Source organism: Sphingobacterium sp., assembly GCF_039596235.1.
Classification (GTDB): domain Bacteria; phylum Bacteroidota; class Bacteroidia; order Sphingobacteriales; family Sphingobacteriaceae; genus Sphingobacterium.
The window spans coordinates 98,480-120,589 of the sequence record NZ_JBCNKE010000002.1; the positions used below are offsets into that span (position 1 = coordinate 98,480).

Annotated in this window: 23 protein-coding genes and 3 tRNA genes; 15 read left to right on the forward strand and 11 right to left on the reverse strand. The window is 39.7% G+C overall.

All coding sequences use genetic code 11. From position 1 onward, the window contains the following. The first annotated feature begins 238 nt into the window (after positions 1-238). Complete coding sequence (locus ABDW32_RS04510; protein ID WP_077435530.1) at positions 239-574, forward strand: DUF3276 family protein; 336 nt, start codon at positions 239-241, stop codon at positions 572-574. Between the two features lie 126 nt (positions 575-700). Here the strand turns inward: ABDW32_RS04510 and ABDW32_RS04515 are convergent, their stop codons facing one another. After that, positions 701-1,528, reverse strand: a complete 828-nt coding sequence (locus ABDW32_RS04515; RefSeq protein WP_343559882.1) for an alpha/beta hydrolase — start codon at positions 1,526-1,528, stop codon at positions 701-703. A gap of 186 nt (positions 1,529-1,714) precedes the next feature. On the opposite strand from ABDW32_RS04515, the gene ABDW32_RS04520 reads away from it, so the two are divergent. The 9 genes from ABDW32_RS04520 to eno all read left to right on the forward strand — a co-directional run bounded on the left by ABDW32_RS04520 (position 1,715) and on the right by eno (position 7,615). Beyond that, positions 1,715-1,788, forward strand: a tRNA-Arg gene (locus ABDW32_RS04520). A 31-nt stretch (positions 1,789-1,819) separates the two neighbouring features. Continuing rightward, positions 1,820-1,893, forward strand: a tRNA-Arg gene (locus ABDW32_RS04525). A 172-nt stretch (positions 1,894-2,065) separates the two neighbouring features. Further along, positions 2,066-2,139, forward strand: a tRNA-Arg gene (locus ABDW32_RS04530). A 74-nt stretch (positions 2,140-2,213) separates the two neighbouring features. After that, positions 2,214-2,783, forward strand: coding sequence for an adenylate kinase (locus tag ABDW32_RS04535; protein WP_343559884.1), 570 nt, complete (start codon positions 2,214-2,216; stop codon positions 2,781-2,783). 35 nt (positions 2,784-2,818) lie between these two features. Then, the gene (gene obgE, locus ABDW32_RS04540) at positions 2,819-3,817 is read left to right on the forward strand and encodes a GTPase ObgE (protein WP_343559886.1); all 999 of its coding nucleotides are present in this window, start codon (positions 2,819-2,821) and stop codon (positions 3,815-3,817) included. Between the two features lie 293 nt (positions 3,818-4,110). Then, positions 4,111-4,467, forward strand: coding sequence for a TM2 domain-containing protein (locus ABDW32_RS04545; RefSeq protein WP_343559888.1), 357 nt, complete (start codon positions 4,111-4,113; stop codon positions 4,465-4,467). Continuing rightward, on the forward strand, positions 4,467-4,787 hold the full coding sequence (locus ABDW32_RS04550) for a DUF2752 domain-containing protein (RefSeq protein ID WP_343559890.1): 321 nt from the start codon (positions 4,467-4,469) through the stop codon (positions 4,785-4,787). Before ABDW32_RS04545 ends, ABDW32_RS04550 begins: the two co-directional genes overlap by 1 nt. Positions 4,788-5,007: 220 nt before the next feature. Beyond that, a complete protein-coding gene (gene carA / locus ABDW32_RS04555) occupies positions 5,008-6,108 on the forward strand; it encodes a glutamine-hydrolyzing carbamoyl-phosphate synthase small subunit (protein ID WP_343559892.1) in 1,101 nt (366 codons plus the stop codon). A gap of 211 nt (positions 6,109-6,319) precedes the next feature. Then, positions 6,320-7,615 carry a phosphopyruvate hydratase gene (gene eno, locus ABDW32_RS04560; protein WP_343559894.1) on the forward strand — a complete coding sequence of 432 codons (1,296 nt, stop codon included), beginning with the start codon at positions 6,320-6,322 and terminating at the stop codon, positions 7,613-7,615. Positions 7,616-7,706: 91 nt separating this feature from the next. Here the strand turns inward: eno and ABDW32_RS04565 are convergent, their stop codons facing one another. The 3 genes from ABDW32_RS04565 to ABDW32_RS04575 are packed head-to-tail and all read right to left on the reverse strand — an operon-like array spanning position 7,707 to position 10,431. Beyond that, positions 7,707-8,594 (reverse strand): DUF72 domain-containing protein, encoded by an 888-nt coding sequence (locus ABDW32_RS04565; RefSeq protein ID WP_343559896.1) that lies wholly within the window; start codon positions 8,592-8,594, stop codon positions 7,707-7,709. Between the two features lies 1 nt (position 8,595). Then, positions 8,596-9,786, reverse strand: coding sequence for an MFS transporter (locus ABDW32_RS04570; RefSeq protein WP_343559897.1), 1,191 nt, complete (start codon positions 9,784-9,786; stop codon positions 8,596-8,598). A gap of 3 nt (positions 9,787-9,789) precedes the next feature. Then, on the reverse strand, positions 9,790-10,431 hold the full coding sequence (locus ABDW32_RS04575; protein ID WP_343559898.1) for a YceH family protein: 642 nt from the start codon (positions 10,429-10,431) through the stop codon (positions 9,790-9,792). Positions 10,432-10,604: 173 nt separating this feature from the next. On the opposite strand from ABDW32_RS04575, the gene ABDW32_RS04580 reads away from it, so the two are divergent. Genes ABDW32_RS04580 through ABDW32_RS04590 form a run of 3 tightly spaced genes read left to right on the forward strand, consistent with a single transcriptional unit; the run spans position 10,605 to position 13,685 of the window. After that, positions 10,605-11,531 (forward strand): histone deacetylase, encoded by a 927-nt coding sequence (locus tag ABDW32_RS04580; RefSeq protein WP_343559899.1) that lies wholly within the window; start codon positions 10,605-10,607, stop codon positions 11,529-11,531. A 9-nt stretch (positions 11,532-11,540) separates the two neighbouring features. Beyond that, on the forward strand, positions 11,541-12,599 hold the full coding sequence (locus ABDW32_RS04585) for a nucleoid-associated protein (protein WP_343559900.1): 1,059 nt from the start codon (positions 11,541-11,543) through the stop codon (positions 12,597-12,599). A gap of 6 nt (positions 12,600-12,605) precedes the next feature. Next, positions 12,606-13,685, forward strand: coding sequence for a DUF3810 domain-containing protein (locus ABDW32_RS04590; protein WP_343559901.1), 1,080 nt, complete (start codon positions 12,606-12,608; stop codon positions 13,683-13,685). Positions 13,686-13,765: 80 nt separating this feature from the next. Here ABDW32_RS04590 and ABDW32_RS04595 read toward each other — a convergent pair whose 3' ends face one another. Beyond that, entirely contained in the window at positions 13,766-14,401 is a 636-nt protein-coding gene (locus tag ABDW32_RS04595) for a hypothetical protein (RefSeq protein WP_223578627.1), read from the reverse strand. Positions 14,402-14,457: 56 nt separating this feature from the next. After that, positions 14,458-15,573, reverse strand: a complete 1,116-nt coding sequence (gene lpxB / locus ABDW32_RS04600; protein WP_343559904.1) for a lipid-A-disaccharide synthase — start codon at positions 15,571-15,573, stop codon at positions 14,458-14,460. 237 nt (positions 15,574-15,810) lie between these two features. Between lpxB and ABDW32_RS04605 the strand changes: the two genes are divergently transcribed. Beyond that, complete coding sequence (locus ABDW32_RS04605; protein ID WP_343559906.1) at positions 15,811-16,116, forward strand: septum formation initiator family protein; 306 nt, start codon at positions 15,811-15,813, stop codon at positions 16,114-16,116. 106 nt (positions 16,117-16,222) lie between these two features. Here ABDW32_RS04605 and ABDW32_RS04610 read toward each other — a convergent pair whose 3' ends face one another. After that, the gene (locus ABDW32_RS04610) at positions 16,223-16,933 is read right to left on the reverse strand and encodes a DUF4397 domain-containing protein (protein WP_077435498.1); all 711 of its coding nucleotides are present in this window, start codon (positions 16,931-16,933) and stop codon (positions 16,223-16,225) included. A gap of 651 nt (positions 16,934-17,584) precedes the next feature. On the opposite strand from ABDW32_RS04610, the gene ABDW32_RS04615 reads away from it, so the two are divergent. Continuing rightward, a complete protein-coding gene (locus tag ABDW32_RS04615) occupies positions 17,585-17,956 on the forward strand; it encodes a YkvA family protein (RefSeq protein ID WP_343559910.1) in 372 nt (123 codons plus the stop codon). A 52-nt stretch (positions 17,957-18,008) separates the two neighbouring features. On the opposite strand, the gene purH is transcribed toward ABDW32_RS04615, so the two are convergent. The 4 genes from purH to ABDW32_RS04635 all read right to left on the reverse strand — a co-directional run bounded on the left by purH (position 18,009) and on the right by ABDW32_RS04635 (position 22,010). After that, positions 18,009-19,535, reverse strand: coding sequence for a bifunctional phosphoribosylaminoimidazolecarboxamide formyltransferase/IMP cyclohydrolase (purH, locus tag ABDW32_RS04620; protein WP_343559912.1), 1,527 nt, complete (start codon positions 19,533-19,535; stop codon positions 18,009-18,011). A gap of 115 nt (positions 19,536-19,650) precedes the next feature. After that, positions 19,651-20,289 carry a P-loop NTPase fold protein gene (locus ABDW32_RS04625; RefSeq protein WP_343559914.1) on the reverse strand — a complete coding sequence of 213 codons (639 nt, stop codon included), beginning with the start codon at positions 20,287-20,289 and terminating at the stop codon, positions 19,651-19,653. A 36-nt stretch (positions 20,290-20,325) separates the two neighbouring features. Further along, complete coding sequence (locus tag ABDW32_RS04630) at positions 20,326-21,243, reverse strand: LysM peptidoglycan-binding domain-containing protein (protein ID WP_343559916.1); 918 nt, start codon at positions 21,241-21,243, stop codon at positions 20,326-20,328. Between the two features lie 11 nt (positions 21,244-21,254). Next, a complete protein-coding gene (locus tag ABDW32_RS04635) occupies positions 21,255-22,010 on the reverse strand; it encodes a hypothetical protein (RefSeq protein WP_343559918.1) in 756 nt (251 codons plus the stop codon). Positions 22,011-22,110: the final 100 nt, after the last annotated feature.

Sequence of the window (22,110 nt, forward strand, 5' to 3'; positions counted from 1 at the left end):
GATAGAAGCATAAATAAACTAGACATATTCGCTTTAGGTAATACAACTTATATTTTCGGTAAATGTACTGATTTCGTCGGTAAAAAATCTTGTTGATTAATTTTTATCCATGGCCTATGGAATGAATATGCCATTTTTACGGTTTATTGTCTTTTTTTTTAATATTATTTGGTGGATTAAAATGAATTATTATATATTTATCAAAGATTAAGATTACTTTAAACTTAAATAACAACCAATGGGAGATTTTGAAAACAAAGAGCGTGAAGAGGTTTTTTCAAAAAAGGTGAGAGCAGGTAAGCGAACTTATTTTTTTGATGTAAAAGCAACTCGATCGAACGATTACTACATTACTATCACAGAAAGCAAGAAGCGCTTTGAGGATGGCCAGTTTATTAAGCATAAAATTTTCTTATACAAAGAAGATTTTGAAAAGTTTGCTGAAGGTTTGACAGATGTTGTCAATTACATTAAGTCTAATCAGGAAGTAATCGAAAAACGTTATGAGCCTAACTTTGACGATGCCTACGCTGAAGAAGCCGATGGTCGTTCAAAAGACGATTTTTCGTTCTAACGTACCTTAGGATGAAATCTCTATGAAAAAAGAAATAAAGCCACTCAAGTGGCTTTTTTTATGTCCGAACTATTTTTAATCTATAGCGCTACCCTGAGTATATAGCGCTATCCTGGGAGTATATCGTTAGGTACTGGCCAAAAATTCATTCAGTACCCTGTTGAATTTTTCGGGCTCTTCGAGATTCGGTAAATGCCCAGATTCTTCGAATTCCATGAATCTAACATCGGGAATGTTTTCAATAAGAATATTTGTCTGCTCCTCGCTCATCAACTTATCGTGCTTCCCTTTGACCACCAGGGTCGGGATAATAATTGTTCTTAGGGAATGTGTCGTGTCGGTACGGGAAGCGAGCGCAAGTTGTGTCGCACAGATGCTGGAAAGCTCATTCCGGCGAATACAACTTTTGATTAGTTCAACAGCCTCCGGATTTTCCTGGATCGTTTTCTCGTAAAATACATTTTCCGTAAAACCGATTGCAAATGGTCTCCGCCCATATTTAAGTAATGCCTGTATGGAATCAAACCGTTTTTGTTTGGCTTTATTGTCATCCGCAAGGGAGTTGGTATCACATAAAACCAATCCTGCTAACTGTTGGCCGATCAGCTCATAGGTGCGCAGGGCGATATAGCCACCCATGGAGATGCCGCAGAGCACAACATGATTGAGATCCAATTTCCGGATAAATTCAACAAGATCTTTTGCAAACACATCGACCGAAAAGAAGCCATGCCCATTAGTGCTAAGGCCGTGTCCCCTGACATCGATGGCGATCCCAGTATATTCTTCGTCAAGGCCCAGCAATTGTTGTTTCCAGGTGTTCTTGTTGAAAGGGAACCCATGAATAAATAGGACGGTTTTGGGGGCGGGGTATGATTTGCTGGGGCGGATATAATACGAGATGCTGATGTCTCCAATGCGGATTTTACTGAGTTTTAATTCTCTTTTGCTCATGAATAATAACATTTGTCAGTGTCTGAAAAAAAAAGTTGATATTTTAAATATAATATTATCAACGAGATAAACGAAATGTTGTTTCATAAAGTTAAAAAAAGAGAAAAAATGTTTGTTAAATCCATAAATATATCGATATTTGCATCACCAAAACGGAAAAGGATACGGATTTGTTTTGGTAGCTCAGCGCTCCTAGCTCAATTGGATAGAGCATCTGACTACGGATCAGAAGGTTAGGGGTTCGACTCCCTTGGCGCGCACAATATACAGTCTCTGTATACTTAAAAAGAGGCATTCCTAGCTCAATTGGATAGAGCGTCTGACTACGGATCAGAAGGTTAGGGGTTCGACTCCCTTGGAGTGCACAAAAAGCCAATCTTAAAGGTTGGCTTTTTTTATGAAAGAAGCCGAAGTAAGCGTAGGATAATTGGACAGGTGGGAACTTCTTTTTGAAAAAAAATTTGTAAAAAAATGAATTCTGACTATATTTGCGTCACCAAAACAAATGGGACAGAGTTCTAAACGTAATGGTTTACTGCGCTCCTAGCTCAATTGGATAGAGCATCTGACTACGGATCAGAAGGTTAGGGGTTCGACTCCCTTGGAGCGCACGACTGAAAAGCCTAGTCATCATCTGTGATTAGGCTTTTATTTTTTAACTCGTTTTAATTTCTTAAATAAAACTATGCTAAACCTTGTAATATTTGGCCCTCCGGGTGCAGGTAAGGGAACTCAATCTGCAAAGCTTATTGAAAAATATCAATTGATTCATATTTCAACTGGTGATATTTTTAGAGCACATATTAAAGGTCAAACGCCACTTGGTCAACAAGTAAGCCAGATTATTGCTGAGGGAAATTTAGTGCCAGATTCGATTACAATAGCAATGCTGGAAGAGGAAGTGAAAAAGAATCCTGATGCAAAAGGATTTATTTTTGACGGTTTTCCACGTACTGTTGCTCAAGCTGAGGCATTGGATGCTTTTTTGGAGGGTATCAACACGTCAATCTCGGTTGTGATCGCACTGGATGTAAATGAAGACGAATTGAAAGCGCGTATCGCTAAACGTAGAGAGATCTCTGGCCGTTCAGACGATGATGCTGATAAATTGGTGAAACGCATTGATGAGTATTTTACAAAAACAATTCATGTGTTGCCATATTACGAAACACAAGGTAAATTATCCAAGGTGGACGGTATCGGCGATATCGATACAATCTTCAAAAATTTAACGGATATTATCGATAATTATTAATTGAAATACATACTTTTTTAGACTGTAATATTGTAATGGCGCAAGGATCGAATTTTGTTGATTATGTGAAAGTGTGTTGTCGTTCGGGACATGGCGGGGCAGGTTCGGCTCATTTGCATCGGGACAAACACACAGCTAAGGGAGGACCCGATGGCGGAGACGGTGGCCGCGGTGGTCATATCATCCTCAAAGGAACAACGAATATTTGGACTTTACTCCATTTGAAGTACCGTAAACATATCATTGCTTCCAATGGTGAATCAGGTGGCAGTTCGTTACGGACTGGTGCTACGGGGCATGATGAAATATTAGAAGTGCCTCTTGGGACTATTGCTAAAGATGCGGAAACTGGAGAGGTATTATTTGATATTACTGAGGACGGCGAAACCAAGATCTTGGTTCCGGGAGGGAAAGGTGGTCTTGGTAATTGGCATTTTAAGTCAGCAACCCAACAGACTCCTCGATTTGCACAGTCAGGAATGCCGGGTAAGGAGCAATGGATTATTCTCGAACTCAAGGTGCTGGCGGATGTCGGTTTAGTCGGTTTCCCAAATGCGGGTAAATCAACCTTGTTGTCCGTAGTGTCGGCAGCAAAACCCGAGATTGCCAACTATCCATTTACCACCTTGGTACCTAATCTCGGTATGGTGAGTTATCGCGATAACCGCTCTTTTGTGATGGCTGATATTCCGGGTATTATTGAAGGTGCCTCGGAAGGGAAGGGGCTCGGCTATCGCTTCTTACGACACATCGAAAGGAATTCTGTCCTGCTATTTATGGTACCTGCCGATACAGACCGCACGATAGCGGAAGAGTATGGCATTTTGCTGAATGAATTAACAGCATATAATCCAGAGCTAGCAGATAAACCCAAGTTATTGGCGATCACAAAGTCCGATATGCTCGATGATGAACTAGAGCGGGAAATGGAACAGCAGCTTCCTGCGGGGCTTCCACATATTTTCATCTCATCCGTCACTGGTAAAAATATTCTACCCTTGAAAGATATGATCTGGAAAGCAATAAATTCCTAATCGCAGGTCAAAAATAAAAATATAAAAACGCTTCATAAATGAAGCGTTTTTTTTGTCCGCAATTTTTGTAGGACCTCTTCTATAGGAAGCTGCTTGATTGCACTTTTCGCTCAATCCTAGGTCTCCCCCACGAATGCGGATGCAAAGAATTGAGATTGAACAGAAATACTGGAAAGTGGAGTATGGATCGTGTAATTGCGGGCCATGATGGAATAGTTGTGATAAGCTGATGTTGTGAAAAAAATATATTTTTTAAGAGATTTTTACTAATTTCATTGACAAATTAATCTAAAATGAAATCTGAAGACGAAAAATATTGTGTGGAATGTGGTCAGAAAATCAATGTTAAGGCCGAAGTTTGTCCTTTTTGTGGGGTGAGACAACCTATATTCTATGCGAACCAACCTTTCCAGCAACAGAATCGTAGTATGCAAGACGATCGCTGGTTGCCCGCTTTGTTATTCTGTTTTTTTCTAGGCCCCTTTGGAGCACATCGTTTCTATTTGGGACAGATTGGAACAGCGGTAATCCAATTGGTCACATTAGGGGGCTGTGGAATTTGGTGTCTGATTGATTTAATCATGATCATTGTTGGAAAATACAAGGATAATGATGGACAATATATCAAAAGTCCGCTGAATAACAACTAATGGCTTATCTTGTATTAAAATACCTGCAAATACACTGGATTTATACCATTGTAATAGGGTATTTTGGTACCGCTATCGCATTATACATGCTGTCGGATATTCATATCCTTATTCCTTGTCTCTGGAAGACAATTACCGGATATGAATGTCCGGGTTGCGGCATGACAACTGCATTCATTGCGCTTTTGCACATGCAATGGGCGGATGCCTGGTCTGCAAATCCGATGATTTATGCGATCGTTCCTGTATTTATGTGTTTGATTTTAAGAGACTTTTGGCGATTTAGGAATAGACAGATTGATTCGCTGCAAAATAATTGAAAAATGTTTTTCACTTTTAATTGATATGTCGTAACTTTGTCTCCCGTGAAAATTAAAGTAGAGTCTTTATTGGTAGGTGCCTTAGGAAACGGTTTGTCAATCGTGGTAATGCATTGTTAATTCATATTTTAGCCCATTTGAGGGCTTTTTTTATATCCAATAGGGAAGGCTTTAGGATTCAGAACAGAAGAGATACAAATTTTATAATATTACATCGATAATGACCAACTACAGCAAATTGCCTGCAATTTTAGTTTTAGAAGATGGTACAGTTTATCACGGTAAAGCCGCTGGTAAAATTGGTACGACTACTGGGGAAATCTGTTTCAACACAGGAACAACCGGTTATCAGGAGATTTTTACAGATCCATCTTATTTTGGACAAATCATGGTAACAACCAATGCCCATATTGGTAACTATGGTATTGATGCGGACGATACCGAATCAAATCAAATTCAGATTGCGGGACTAGTTTGTAAAAACTACAACATCAACTATAGCCGTAAAATGGCTGATGAGTCTATCCAAAGCTACTTTGAAGAGGGAAATTTGGTTGGTATTTCTGATGTGGATACCCGTTCATTGGTAAGACATATCCGTGATAAAGGTGCGATGAATGCAATTATTTCTTCGGAAACATTGGATGTGGAAGAACTAAAGCGCCAATTGGCGGAAGTTCCTTCGATGGACGGTCTTGAATTATCGTCGAAAGTAACGACTTCGGAGCCTTATTTCTTTGGAAATGAAAATGCGTCGTTGCGTGTAGCTGTCCTGGATTTGGGGATCAAGAAAAATATCCTGCGCAATTTTGAGGCACGTGACGTTTATACAAAAGTTTTCCCGGCGAAGACAAGCTTTGAGGAAATGGAAAAATGGAATCCTGACGGTTACTTTATCTCAAATGGCCCCGGCGATCCTGCACCAATGGATTATGCGATCGAAACCGTAAAATCTATTCTGAATGCAAACAAGCCTATGTTTGGAATTTGTTTAGGTCATCAGATCTTGGCTTTGGCAAATGGTATCCGAACAAGCAAATTACATAATGGACACCGTGGTATCAATCACCCGGTTAAAAATATTATCGCTAACCGTTGTGAAATTACTTCGCAAAACCATGGTTTTGGTGTTGTCGCTGAAGATATACAGAATTCGGAAAATGTGGAGATCACGCACGTTAATTTGAACGACCAATCTATCGAAGGGATCCGTATCAAAGGGCAAAAAGCATTCTCGGTTCAATATCACCCAGAATCATCTCCAGGTCCACACGATTCACGTTACCTGTTTGATGATTTCGTCGCAATGATCAAAAACTAAGCAAACATAACAACGCATAAAAACCCTCCCTATCGTGGAGGGTTTTTTGTGGTATTTGCGGAAGCAATTATTCAGATTGCTCATATTTTATTCACAATAAATGACGGATTAAATACATTTTTTGTTATATTTGGTTGTGAAAAATGTCTGTAGATAAGAGTGTGTCTTATTTACACTAAGTAATGAAAATAAATTATAGTCTAATAAAGAGATGAGTTTAATTATCGATGTTCATGCGCGTCAAATTTTGGATTCGCGCGGTAACCCTACAATTGAAGTAGATGTTACTACACAAAATGGTTTTGTTGGTCGTGCAGCTGTTCCTTCAGGTGCTTCAACAGGTGTTCACGAAGCAGTAGAATTGCGCGATGGCGACAAATCAAAATACTTGGGTAAAGGTGTTTTGAAAGCTGTTGAAAATGTAAATACCAAAATAGCGAAAGCTTTGGAAGGCGTAGATGTTTTCGAGCAAAATGCCATCGATAAAATCATGATTGATTTAGACGGTAGTGAAAATAAAGGTAATTTAGGTGCAAATGCTATCTTAGGTGTTTCTTTGGCAGTAGCAAAAGCAGCTGCACAAGAGTCACGTCAACCTTTATACCGTTATATTGGCGGTGTGAATGCCAATACCTTGCCTATCCCAATGATGAACATCATCAACGGTGGATCTCACTCCGATGCGCCTATCGCATTCCAGGAATTTATGATCATGCCAGTAGGTGCTCCTTCATTTTCTGAAGCATTACGTTGGGGAACTGAGGTATTCCATACATTGAAAAAAATCTTACACGATAGAGGTCTTTCTACTGCAGTCGGCGACGAAGGTGGTTTTGCGCCAACTTTTGAAGGTACTGAGGATGCAATCGAAACCGTTTTGAAAGCGATTGAAATTGCTGGCTACAAACCAGGTCAAGATGTTTGTTTAGCATTGGATTGTGCTTCTTCTGAGTTCTACAAAGATGGCAAATACGATTATACCAAGTTTGAAGGCGATAAAGGAGCGGTACGTTCTAGCGAAGAACAAGCAAGCTACTTAGCAGAATTAACAGCAAAATACCCAATTATCTCTATTGAAGACGGTATGGCTGAAGATGACTGGGCCGGTTGGAAAACATTAACCGACAAAATTGGTGATCACGTTCAATTGGTAGGTGATGATCTTTTCGTAACAAATACAAAACGTCTTCAACAAGGTATTGATACCCATACAGCAAACTCTATTTTGGTTAAAGTAAACCAAATCGGTTCATTGACTGAAACAATCAATGCCGTGACTTTAGCGCAAAATTCTGGTTATACTTCAGTAATGTCTCACCGTTCAGGGGAAACCGAAGATGCGACGATCGCTGACTTGGCGGTTGCATTGAACTGTGGTCAAATCAAAACTGGTTCAGCTTCCCGTTCTGACCGTATGGCGAAATACAATCAGTTGTTGCGTATTGAAGAAGAATTGGGCGGTAATGCCCGCTTCATCGGCAAAAACTTTAAATATGCGAAAAAATAGGTTTATCCTATCATGCTAAAAAATAAGGCCTAATCTGTAGATTAGGCCTTATTTTTTGGGAATGGTTTTATGCTAAAAAGGAGAATACCCGTTAAAATAGAGTGTTACTGCTTGCTTTATTTGGGTACTTCAGGTTCAAGTCAAATGTTTCATTCATTTGCTTAATAAAGTGGGTGGCCAGCAGGGGTGATTCAATTTCAACATTTTGATGGATAAAGAAATACAGTTTCTGCAATCCATTATCCCGCCATTGTTTTATTACTTCTATCCAATTGTCCAGACGCGCATAATCCGAAGCATGGTTGGCACCGACATAACGGATAAAGGCGATAGGCGTAGTCAGGCGCATATGCAACATATCTCTTCTTCCAGCCGTATCCACCAATACATTGGTCACACCGGTCTCCTCCAATAAGGTATAAAGTTCATTCGTTACTTCAGCCTTTGAAAACCAGTCCTTATTTCGGACTTCCAATGCTAAGGGGACATCTTTTGGCCAGTCGTGCAGGAATAATTTTAACCGCGCCATGTCTTTTGGACTATAGTTGTCATGCATTTGCAGAAAGACCATACCTAATTTTTCGTCAAATCGAACCACAGCATCCGTAAACAACTTAACTTTATCCGTTGCGTTAAGCAATCGGCTAAAATGACTGATCGACTGGGGAACTTTGGGAAAGAATTTGAAATCTGCCGGAGTTTTCTTCTTCCAGGTTTCTACCTGCTCCAGGCTGGGAGAATTATAGAACGTGGCATTCAGTTCAATGCTGTTAAACTGATTGGCATAGTAAACAAGCTCGTCCTTTGTGCCTCTTGGATAAAAACCCTTTAGATCCTGTTTGTTCCACTTTGCACAGCCTACATATACTTCAAACGGTTCTTTATTTTTGAAATGCTGTAAAAGGGCTAAGGTCTCTTTTGGAGTAGCTGGTAGGGTGAAGTCTACCTCTTCGGGATGCTCTACTTGGCCAAATTTCATATTAGTTTTTTCTTAGTTTATGATCAAATAATAAGTGTGCGGACAATGCCAATAGGGTGTATGTTGTGCCAACTGCAATAACCCCCGGCCATTGGAAATGCTGCCATGCTTGTGCAGCAAAAAAGGTGCCTGTTGAACCACCGATAAAATAACTGACCATATAAACGGTGTTCAGGCGATTATTGGCGCCAAGATTGAGCGCGTAGAAATCACTCTGATTTAGAATGTGCATCGACTGTAATCCAAGGTCAATGAGGATTACCCCAACGATCAGGCCCCAGTAATAATGGCCAAATAACGCAAAAAACAGCCAGCTAAGGATCATCAATACGATCGCGTAACTGATAATTTTCGCAGTACCCATGTATACGGTCATCCGATTGACAAAAGCAGCTGCAAGGGCACCACAGGCACCCACAAGGCCAAATGCACCAGCGGTAGCTGGACCGTCAAAAAATGGTGGTCCTTGGAGATGGAATACCAGGGTTGTAAAGAAGGCTGAAAAGGCGCCGAATCCCATCGCACCACGAAATGCAGCCAATTGCAGCACCGGTTGTTTTTTGGCAAAGTTCCATACTGAAAGCATCAATTCCTTATAAGTGCCCTTAAAATTAGGGTTAACTTCGGGTAATTTGATCGCGATGGCCATTGCAGTAATGATCATGATCACCGTAGCAATCCAATACATTTCGCGCCAGCCAAAGTAGGAGCCGACAAATCCGCTGACCACGCGCGATAATAGGATACCGATCAATAACCCTGACATGACCATGCCTATAGCAGCTGCCTGTTTCCCCTTCGAGGCGAGCTCTGCCGCCATAGGAACAAAAACCTGTGGTATTACGGACGTAAATCCGATCAAAAAACTAAAGCTGAGGATAGCTGCAATAGACTGGGAAAGTGCCATTCCGGCCAATGAGAGAATAATGAATATAAAATCAATTAAGATCATTTTCTTTCTCTTAAACATATCGCCCAGGGGAACAATCAATAAAAGGCCACAGGCGTAACCAATTTGTGTTAACATGGCCGAATTGCTCACTGTAGCTTCGCTAATATTGAGGTCCTTGGCAATCAGTCCCAATAGTGGCTGATTATAGTAGTTGTTGGCGACAACCAGACCCGTAGCGATGGTCATTAGCCATAAAGTAGCCTGGGATAATCCTGCTTTGGAATCAGTTGTATTCGTCATCGATTAATGTAGTTCGTCCCATAATTCCTGAAACTTCCGTTTTAATTCAGCGACTTCCTGTTCAAGTTGTCCTATACGCTCCAAAAGCGCAGGATCTGCAGCCCCACTTGATGCACTGTTGCTACTTTCAAAAGTTTCCATATTGACATCACCCAGCAGGTGGATATAACGTACCTCTTTGTGTCCGGCTTGTTTGGGAAGAGCTTTCAAATAGCCCTCTTGAGCAAGCTTCTCCAATTGTTCATTAATTTCACCCAAGGAGTCAAACTCGTATAACCTTCCAGCATTTGAATTGATTTCACCGGCTGTCATTGGCCCACGGAGAAGTAATAGGCAAATAATAGTCAGTTCGGATGGTACAAGGGGAAACTGTATGGCAAAATTGTGCTTATATTTGGTGACCCGGGATCCACCACCGATAACTGTTGAAATCAATCCTCTCTTTTTCAGGATATCCAGCGTATTGACAATGTCTTCTTCGCTGTATTGTACGACAGGTTTGCGTGAAGTTTTTTGGTTACATGCGGCCTGTAAGCTGTTGATTGTCATTGGGTAATATTCGGGGGTTACCTTTGATTTTTCAATCAGGGAGCCTAGGACACGTTGTTCCATTGCAGACAATTGAGGCAAATTAGTCGTTTCCATGTTATTTTTAATGTATCTATTTATGATCGAATATGAGTTTAACGTCAAACGAAGGCTGACATTAAACTGAGGATTGTTCTTACCCAAAGATGCCCTTTTTCCGATACAACTCCAAAATATCTGATTGATATTGTTGGATAAAATGGGATTGCTTTAGTTTTTCTTATCTTCGCATGAATAAAATAAGATTTAAAGTGCTTAAGATAGCTTTTCATCCCGAATTTATCCATCCGGTCAAAGAAGGGCATCGTTTTCCGATGCTAAAGTACGAGTTGATCCCGTTGCAGTTGAGACATGAAGGATTGGCCAACGAAGCTAATTTTTTCAGGCCCGAGCTGGCCAGTTTTGAAACCTGTTGTCTGGTCCATGATCCAGCTTATGTGACGAAACTGTTTGATTTGACTTTGGATGCAAAAATGGTACGGAGAATCGGATTCCCTTTGAGTAAAAGCTTGGTAGACCGAGAACGCTATATTTTGGATGGAACAGTTCAGGCTGCGGGTTATGCCTTGAAATATGGGGTAGCTTTCACGATTGCAGGTGGAACCCACCACGCTGGCTATGACTTTGGTGAAGGCTTTTGCCTGATGAACGATCAAGCCACCGCCGCAGGTTATTTACTAAAACATAAGCTGGCAAATCGAATCCTCATCATTGATCTGGATGTGCACCAGGGAAATGGAACAGCGCATATCTTTGAGGGGCATCAACAGGTTTTTACCTTTTCGATGCATGGGGAAAAGAATTATCCCTTTATCAAACAGCGTTCACACTTGGATGTCGGACTCACTGAAAATATAACAGATAAAGAATATTTGGAGATACTGAATGCGCATCTGCGGGATTTATTTGAGCGTATACGGCCTGATTTTGTTTTTTATCAGGCAGGCGTAGATATCTTGGGAACCGATAAGCTAGGGAAATTGAATTTAAGTCCAGCGACCTGCGCGCGAAGGGATGAACTTGTATTGGAGCTGTGCCATCGGCGGCAGATTCCTGTTCAGGTCAGTATGGGCGGCGGCTATTCTCCGCAGATCAAAGATATTGTCAATGCACATTGCCAAACATTTAAAATAGCAATAGATTTATATAATTTATAAAATAAGAATATGTTTTTTCACCAAGACGCAACTTTTGAAGCATTATCTATACACCGTGTAGGAAACAAAGCACAGGACGAATTTTATATCCTGTCAGACGCTCCCGTATCCCTTGAAGGCGATGAAGTATTGCCCGGACTTCTGATGCAGTATTTTATGAGCCCCTTTGCAAAAGTGAACGAAGTATATCGTCTATATCATCCCAATGAAGAACTGGATCTGAACGAGGTGTTCTATTTTGTTCGCCAGTACTTTAAGGGACAGTTGCCCTTTCACGATTTTTCCCAACAGATTTCGAAGCATCTGTATGAGGTGTCCAACCACCCCAAGATTAAAGCAGGTGAGGTGTATGTGGTGGCGCTAAAAAATGTACAGATTGAAGGTGAGGAACACGATGCGATTGGTATATTTAAATCGGAGAACAAAGAGACTTACCTAAAGGTGTATCCTGAACAAGGGGCATTTACCTTAGAGTATGAGCAGGAGGCAATCAACATCAATAAGTTGGACAAAGGTTGCATTATCATCAATGTTGAAGAAGAGGAAGGGTATAAAGTTCTTGTATTGGATCAGACCAATAGACAACAGGAAGCGGTGTATTGGAAAGATGAGTTCCTAAAATTGCGCGTACGTAATGACAATTTCAATCAGACAGGTAACTACCTAAAAGTCTATAAGAATTTTGTTCAGGAGAAACTCGATGAAACCTTTGAACTGGAGAAGGCCGATAAGATTGATCTGATGAATAAATCCATGAACTACTTTAAAGAAAAGGAAACTTTCGTTCAGGAGGAATTTGAAGAAGAAGTATTGGGAAATCCTCAGGCGATAGCCCTATTCCAGGATTATAAAGCTGGCTTTGAAAATGAATTTGATTCACCCTTCCAGTCAAGTTTTGAAATCGCGGATAAAGCCGTCAAAAAGATGGAATCATCCTACAAGTCTGTCCTAAAATTGGATAAGAACTTTCATATCTATGTGCATGGAAAACGGGAATACCTCGAGAAGGGATTTGATGAGGATAAAGGGATGAACTATTATAAAGTCTATTTCGAAAACGAAAGCTAATACCCCATGATGAAGCGTGATAAAATTGCTGTTTTTATTTTTGGATCATTCATCGGTCTGCTATGCGTTTTATCGTTGATCGAAAGGAATAGTGCATGGATCGAGGAATTTTACGCACAGGGATTTTATCGGTTTTATGGTTATATTCCAAAGTTTATTTTTGGTTATATTCCCTTTAGCATAGGGGACATTTTTTACGCTTTCACGATTATTTTTCTGCTCTATTGGCTGATTAATCTTATACGCAAGCTATGGGGTAGAAGATGGTCGGATGCCTGTCGAACCTTTTTATTTATCGTAAACCTATTGCTTGGGCTATATATTTTCTTCTATGTCTCCTGGGGGTTGAATTATTATCGGAAGCCGATCAGTGTGAATGCCAACCTGCAAGTTGACAGCCTGAAGCTTGCGGACTATCTCATGGTACTCGATGAATACCTGGATAGTACAAATGCGTTGCGGGAACAGGTCAATCCTGCACAATGGGCGGATCGGAAAGGTTATATCCGGGCGGATCTGGCAAATTGGGTGAAAAATGATACTACATTTTCATCTTTTTTATCAAGTAGCCAGGTGCAGGCCAAATCGCCTCTAAATAGCGTAGTTGTTTCGTATTTTGGAGTTTCAGGTTATTTCAATCCATTTACACACGAAGCGCAGGTAAATTATGCCATGCCAGCCCTATCTTTTCCGTTTACTTATGTACATGAGCTCGCCCACCAACAGGGGGTAGGGTTTGAGGATGAAGCCAATTTTATTGCTTTCGTGCGATTGCAGCATCATCCGCAATCCTTTTATCGCTATTCCGCTTATTTGCAGACAACATTGTATATGCTGGGAGAATTGCGGGGCATGTATCCAGACCTTTCGAAGGATTATCAAAAAAGATTAAGCAAGCTCGCCTTGGCGGATATTGCCGAAGAACGCTTATTTTGGAGCAATTACACGGGTTGGGTCAATGATGTAATGGGGGTATTTTACAATGGTTACCTAACACATAACAATCAGAAGGAGGGAATGGCGAGATACGACCGGATGACAAGATTGGTTCTGGCCTATGAATTAAAAAAGCGGGGCTGTCATTAAATTTGTATAAAAAAACTGACGCTAAAAAAGCATCAATGTGCGTATTGATGCTTTTTTAGCGTTATGTTGTCCCGTTCTCCCTATTGGGTAGAAATCAGCTCAAACGAACCTTCCGTCCCTGCGCTACCGGAGTAAATCTGCCCTTGTGGCAAACCTCTAAGACCCGTAGGAGCGGTTTTGATCCGATCATAGATATTTCTCAGATCTGTGTTTGCATTGACGGCTCTGCCACCTGCTACGACATCAGCATAGATATAATTCGGCGACTTCTTATCTGTTGCCTGCGGTTTTATACTTCCTGTTGCCAGGGTAACTTTCACTTTGCCACCATTTCCATTGGGGAATGTTTTTGTTCCATTAAATGCATCATCGCCTTTTGCAATAATATACAGTGAACCCAATTTTTGAAAATTGGCATTGATATCAAAATTGGCGCCGTTATTCTTACCATCTGTCCCATAGAAAGTTGCCTTGTTTCCGATCTCCGCATAACCAATGGTGATTTTGACATTTTTCTTTCCGTAAAAAGAAAGGGTGGAATTATCTTTCATGATTAAGGTGTCAATATGGATAACTGCCGTCGAGTCTTTACTGTCAATATTCTTCTTGGCTTTTTTCCCAATTTCAAGCTTGGAGAAATGCTGTGTTTCCTGCGCTTTACCCACAAAGGTAAATGCCACACAAAAGAGAAAGCCTAAAATAAGTTTCGATTTCATAAAGCTTTAATTATATGTAACTAATTAGTAGTTTGACAATTGAAAGCCTAAAGAGTTTAATTTTTACTAAGATATTTTACAATTAATTTAGCTGTTTTTTCTGAGGCGCCAGGTGTACCCAATTTTTCGGCGAGGATATCGTAATTTTCTAACACACTTGCCCGATGTGCCTTGTTGTTGATCAGTTCGCCCACCTCATAGGATATATCATAGGCCGTACAATCTTCTTGAATTAGCTCTCTTACTGATAGGAAATTGTTGATTAGGTTTACCAGTGAAATAAACTTTACTTTAACCACTAATTTGGCAATCCAAACCGATATTGCATTTGCCTTGTATACGACAACTTGCGGAACTTTCAAAATACCTGTTTCCAAGGTTGCGGTACCACTGGTAACTACTGCAGCCTCCGCATTGTTTAGGATATCGTAGGTTTGATTGAAAATAACCGGAATATCGATACCCCTCATGAACTGTTTGTAATAGGATTCGGCAAAATTAGGTGCGCCGGCGATGACAAACTGATGCACAGGGAAGAAGTAGGGGAGTTCGGCCATAATGGGAAGAAGTTTGGAAATCTCCATTTCTCGGCTGCCCGGCAGTAACGCGATGATTGGTTTGTCTGTAAAACCGTTTTCATCCCTGAATTTCGGATTAAAAGAATAGGCTGAAATAGCATCGAGCAGGGGATTGCCCACATAATCGACTGGCATCCGCCATTTTTTATAGAAATCAACCTCAAAAGGTAGAATGCAGAACATATGATCGACAATTTTTTTGATTTTTTTCACACGCCCCTGATTCCATGCCCATACTTTTGGTGAAATATAATAACATGTTTTGATACCATGTTTTTTGGCAAATTCGGCAATTTTTAAATTGAAGCCGGGAAAGTCGATGAGTATAACAGCATCGGGTCTTTCTTTCAACAGATCATTTTTTACTGCTTTCAAATTTTTAGCTATTTTGCCCAGGTTTTTCAAAACTTCCACAAAACCCATAAAAGCCATCGCTGAAGTATGTATCAATGCATTTTCTCCAGCGGCTTCCTGCATTAAATCACCGCCAACTATTTTGAATGTAGCTGTGGGATCCTCTATTTTAAGTGCTTTGATGAGATTGGCTCCATGTAGGTCACCTGATGTTTCGCCAGCAATGAGATAGTATTTCATATGTAAATGATTTATTCTTTTAATGGCCATATGAAACATCCATTCTATTTTTCACGCTATTTATGCTTTTCAAATACGGATATTTCATCGGAATATTAATGTTGTTTCGAATTGTTAAAGATAAGATTATTCTAAGGATATGATGAATTTGAGTACATTATTCCATATCTTTATTAAAGATGTTTAACTTTGGGAGAAATTATCAGGAGTATAAAAGCTAAATAGTATTTTTGTCCTATGCAACGATTATGGTCTTTAATAAGAAATAAGTATTTATTAGCCACTTTGGCTTTTTTGGTGTGGATGTTGTTTTTTGATCGAAATGATTTTGCGACACAATACAGTTATCAAAAGCAAAAAGCCAACTTGGAGACAGAGCGATCCTTTTATCTAAAAGAAAATGCAGCGATTATAAAAACGATAAATGACATTCGATCCAATCCACAGGAGGTGCAACGTATTGCACGGGAGAAATATAAGATGAAAAAGGATAATGAGGATATCTATGTAATCTCTAAAGTTGCGCCCAAAGAAACACCTTAGTTTTCAGCGAAAAAGGGCTATCCGTTAGAGCGGTATATTGTACAACATAAAGAAAGACCATCATATGAATACGATGGTCTTTTTTAGTATATAGAAAAGGGGTATTTTAATTTGCGGCCTGCGCTACTAAACCTATGTATAGCGGTTTTTTCTCATCATTTGCCTTGCCGATCAATATCAATGAATAGTAATAATTTTCGACCAATTTGATATCCTTACGGGTTGCAATGGTTTTCCCAGCTTTATCTTTGGCAATAACTGTAAAGGTTCCACTTTTTTGTGCGATAAAACCTTGATGAGCCGTCGCTGAATTTTGTGTTTCTTTTGCACGGTTGGTCCATTCTGTCGGAGAAGCCTGGGTACCGATTTGTAGGGTTACTTGGTCAGTTCCCTCAGCAAAATTAAAGAAACGTACACCGGATTCCGTGTTTTTAATTTCTTTGTTGATTTTGTCGGTTGTAATCACCTGCACTGGCTTCGCTTTGTTACCATAAACAAATGAGGTATAAATTGTACTGTCTTTGATCGTCACTGTCGTATCAACCAAGGCACTGTTATACTCCGACGATATCTTTATATTTCTAGCCCCCGTAAATAGGCCTACTTGGCTATAGCTTTTAAAATCCAAGGGATAATATGGACTTTGTAATGGCCCCCCGTCGGCGTAATATACAACCGCATTGGCGTCAGTATACCCATTGACCATTGTAAATAACGCACCTGGAATTCGTTGGTTGTCGTTATCTTTTAAGCAACTGGATAGGAAGAATGTCGCTACTGCGATAGCAATAAAATTAAATAATCTATAGTTTTTCATAACCTTGTAATATTAAAATCTTTTTGTGTAAAACACATTGCGCTTGTGTTGTCTATTATACGGAGATGACATATAATTTGCTACAGTTGATTGTAAAAATAATAAAATTGTATTTTAATTTTAACATAAACCCGATTTCAGGTGATATTGGCTTATCTCCATGCCCAAGCAATTTAAAAATGTATCTATTTTAAATACATATGAATGTATAAACTTATTATTGTTCAATATTGTGTATTTTAATTCAATCTATTTGTATCTAAAAATCATATTTATAAATTGAATTATAGCGCATCTGTATTATTTTTCAAAATGGAGTCCGAGTCTACTGCATTATTCGATGGTTTTTCGACCATGTTTCGGACCATGTTTACGCCTTCTTCGCCCCTGGGGGCAGATAAGTGCATGATGCAACTGTGGTCCATACACCCTGAGTCCGTATTGGACTCGGACTCACCACGGACTCAGAGTGGACACACTACGGTCACAGTAAGACATAGTCACGACCTTGTCTCGAAGTTGGTACGGCGCGTTGAGAATGTCCTATACTCAAATAGCGCAGTGCTTGAGGAAACTGAGGCTCGAGCTGACTGCTCTCGTTTAAAAAAGGCATAGGCTTTGTTAATAAAAAAATATTGATAATTTTGAGTTATGAACAGTAGAATCAAAAAGATTGCAACGGGTATGTTTGAACGCTTTAGGCATCGTAAAATTACGGAAGCGGAGCTGTCACAGGCAGAGTCTAAGGCAAAAAATCTTGGAAGCTATGTTGACGATTTTAAGTTACTGATCGCGATGTGCAAGGATGCAATTACAGGTAAGTTTAAAATGAACAGCTGGAATCTATCCATTATTATCGGAACGATTATTTATGTGGTTTCTCCTGTAGATGCTATTCCGGATTTTATTGCTGTAGGCGGTTGGTTAGATGACGTTGCTATTGTTGCCTACGCGATTCGGAAGCTTTCGGAAGAAATCGAACGGTACAAATCAGAGCGATTGGGCTGGCCGGTCAACAAATAAAAAAAGCTACTTTGTAAAAAGTAGCTTTTTTTATGAGGCGATTGAATTATTCTTAATGTTTGAAATGTCTCACGCCGGTAGTTACCATGGCAATGCCCTTTTCATTAGCCATATCAATGGATAATTGATCTTTGATCGAACCACCCGGTTGCAATACGGCTGCAATACCTGCCTCAGATGCGATTTCTACACAGTCAGGGAAAGGAAAGAACGCATCTGATGCCATTGAGCAACCTTTCAAGTCAAAACCAAATGAAACTGCTTTTTCAATGGCTTGCTTTAAGGCATCGACTCTCGATGTCTGGCCAACACCCGAAGCTAACAATGTGCCATTTTTCGAAAAGACTATGGTGTTGGATTTTGTATGTTTTACAATTTTATTCGCAAAATATAAATCTTCCAATTGTTCAGCTGTAGGTTTTACTGTTGTTACCGTTACCATTTGCTCAGGCCCTTCAATTATATTGTCCTTATCTTGAAGGATGACACCATTCAATAAGGTTTTGAACTGCTGGCTAGGTAGTTTTACCTCTTTGCGGACCAAGATAATTCTATTTTTCTTGGCCGTAAGAATAGCAATTGCCTCCTCCGAATAAGAAGGTGCGATTAAGACCTCGAAGAATAGATTATTGATCTCTGTTGCCGTTGCAGCATCAACTTCGCCATTGGTGATTAAAACACCGCCAAATGCTGAAACTGGATCGCAGGCCAAGGCATCTAACCAAGCTTGTTTAATTGTTGGTCTTGACGCAACCCCACACGCATTGGTGTGTTTTAGGATCGCAAAGGTTGGTTGTTCAAATTCGTCGATTAAAGCCACAGCTGCATCTACATCAACAAGGTTGTTGTACGAAAGCTCTTTTCCATTTAATTTATCGAACATGTTATCCAGGTTGCCGAAGAAAACCCCTTTTTGGTGCGGGTTTTCACCATAGCGCAATACCTGCGCATTTTGCTCGGATTGTTTAAAAACTTCAATTGGATTCTCTTGATTGAAATAATTGAAGATTGCTGTATCATAATGGGATGATGTGTTGAAGGCACGTTTCGCAAATTCTTTGCGTTGCTCCAAAGAAGTATGACCTTCTTGGTTGGCCAGGATCTCTTCAAGCGCTTTATAATCATTTTTGGAAGAAATGATCACAACATCATTAAAGTTTTTCGCTGCTGCACGAATCAATGAGATTCCACCGATATCGATTTTTTCGATGATATCTTGCTCAGGAGCTCCAGAAGCAACAGTTTCTTCAAATGGATACAAATCTACGATAACCAAATCGATCTCTGGTATTTCATACTGAGCAAGTTGCTGTTGGTCCGATTCAAGCGGACGGCGTGCTAAAATTCCACCAAACACCTTTGGGTGTAAGGTCTTAACACGGCCTCCTAAAATCGAAGGGTAGCTGGTCAGGTCTTCAACTGGAACGACATCTATACCTAAATCTTTGATAAATGTTTCTGTCCCACCAGTGGAATAGAATGTAACACCGTATTTGTTTAATAATTCAACTAAAGGAGCTAGGCCGTCTTTATAATAGACTGAAACCAAAGCATTTTTAATCTTTACAGGATGGTTCATTATGATGGATTTGTTTCGTGGCGCAAAGATAAGAATTTAAAGTCTTGATGTCAATAAATCAAGTACTTTTAAATAAAGACGGGCTTATTTATACTTAAGCCCGTCTTTATCTACGTTATACTAAATTAAGTTTTGTTTTCAGCTCTTCAGAAATCTGATTGGTAATCTCCCAAATTGGTTCAGGTTCGTCCGTATTATTGAATATGACCTGATCACAAGAATCCTGGAATGGTAATAAATACTCGTTGTAGGAGGGGAGGACGTGATTCACCCATTTGTACATCACATCATCTTCAAAGTAACCGCGTTCAACCAGATCGCGATGCAGCCTTCTTCTGAGTGCGATATCCTGATCAGCACTCAAGAATATCTTATGATTGATCAGCGCATTTATTTCTGTGTAATAGAAAATAAAAAGTCCTTCAATAATTAATATTGGAGCCGGTTTGATCTCTAACATTTTTGGTGTTAACGAAGGATTATTAAATGTATATTCCTCTTTATAAATTGTCTCTCCATTAAAGAGTGCTTTGATGTCTTTATAGAAAGCTTCTCTGTCTATGGATGTGGGGATATCAAAATTGTAGAGTCTATTTTCTTCCTGCGTTTTTGTATTGGCGGGAATGTAATAGTCGTCTTGGGAAATCAATGTAACCTCATCGGTTTTGAAGTGTTTCAAAAAGCTATTCAAAAAAAAAGTTTTTCCAGAACCACTACTTCCGGCAATCCCTATGACATACGGTTTGTTATTCATTCTTGTTTTGCGCTGCAAGAGCTATTTTTATTTTAATTAATTTTCTAAAGGTAATCCGTAGGCGATCTCTACCTGAAAGCGTTTATCTAATGCGCCAATACTTGCTGCTGCGGACTTTGATAACACAACAATGGCATTTTGGTTTTCAGCATTGTCATTAAATTTACCGACTACTTTCGCGTAAGTAACGCTTTTAGTCATTGGGTTGGTGATTTTTAGGATTGTGCCTACAGGCGCACTTTTATGGAGGGCAAGATTACTTGTTCCCTGGGAGGACAAACCATCCATCCAGACACCGATTCCCCGCTCAGCTTTTTCCCGTATTCCGTAGCGGTTTGTTGAAATCTGATTTTCTTCTTTATCGTCATCGTTTGTAGAATCGGAGGCAACGATTTCAACGCCTTTAGGTTCAACCAATTTTGGCCTTTCAGGCGGTAGGGGTTGATTTGGGATCATTAATTTCATACCACCGCTAATGGTATTGTTTTTTAGGTTGTTGGCTTTTTTGATATCTTCGACAGTGATACCAAATCTTTTGGATATGGCGTATAACGTTTCTTTTTCGCCAACGATATATGCTGTAAAACCTTGTTGTGGATCACGCGGATTCTGTTGTACTGTGTTGTTGGGTGTTTTATTCGCAATAGAACTTGGTTTTCGACCAGTTGGGACTTTAACAATCTGTCCGATACTTAATGTACCGTTTCCATTTATCTGCGTCAGCTGCCCCACAGTAGTTTTGTATTTTTTGCTGAGTTGGTAATAATTATCTCCTTTTTCTATTTTGAAAAGGACAAATTCTTCACCATTGACGACTTCTGTCCCAACGGAGTCGGGGATCGCGGTGGTAGGTGTGAAAGTGAAATTTTTAGCTTCAACCTGTTGAAGCGATAGCAGCGAAATTGATAAAATGGCTACCTTTTTATATGTATTTAATTCGAATAATAGTTTCATATATTTTGCAATTATACTAAATACGAAACAAACTCCCGTTTATTGTCTGTCAAAAGGAATATTTGTTTGTTAACAAGAAAATAGATGTTGAAAAACTTTAGCGGCAATTGGGTTACTGCAACAACAGTGTCAATTAACCTATCTTTTGTTGATCGAACTATCCGGATTTGATAGTGATTATCGTTGTTTTTTTCATAGAAAGCCCAAATAAAATAGTCCTCCAAAACATTTAGCCAAATTTCGTCATCTATTGTGAAATCTGTCAAAAAATGGGGTGTCTGACCATTGTAAATTACTGGGTAGACTATTTGGCTGTCAAAAGGTTTAAAAGATGCCTCCTTTTTATCTTCTATGGACATTGTCTTTAAATCTAAAAACAATTGCATTCCTTGCGCGATCATTTTGGGCCTAAGCAGGACAGCATCACTGACCATCTCGAGAAAAATGTAGTTGAACCAGGTTTCCTGTCGTTGTGGCTGATAACAGTCTATAATTTGTACGCCAGCATCGATGGGTGAAGTATCCGAGATTTTTTTTAGGATGAGTTTCTGACATTGAATTCCAGCCAATACCCACTCTTTACTGATGGCTTTGAAGTCCCGCAGAATATTATCTCCTTCAAAAGAAATCACATTGAAATAGGGGAGTGTGTCTGCTGGATTCCTCGTCTCTACTGCAATCAGTCTGTTCTCGGCATCGATCTCGATCCGCCAGATGGGATAAGTAAATAGAACATTGAACGCTTTTAAGACTGTCTGATCTGTCATGTGATTTTCAACCAAGAGGACAAATTTACTAAAAGCTTTTAAATTATAATTGGTGGGATTGTAATAAATGAAAAACGTCCAGACGAGCTGGACGTTTTAT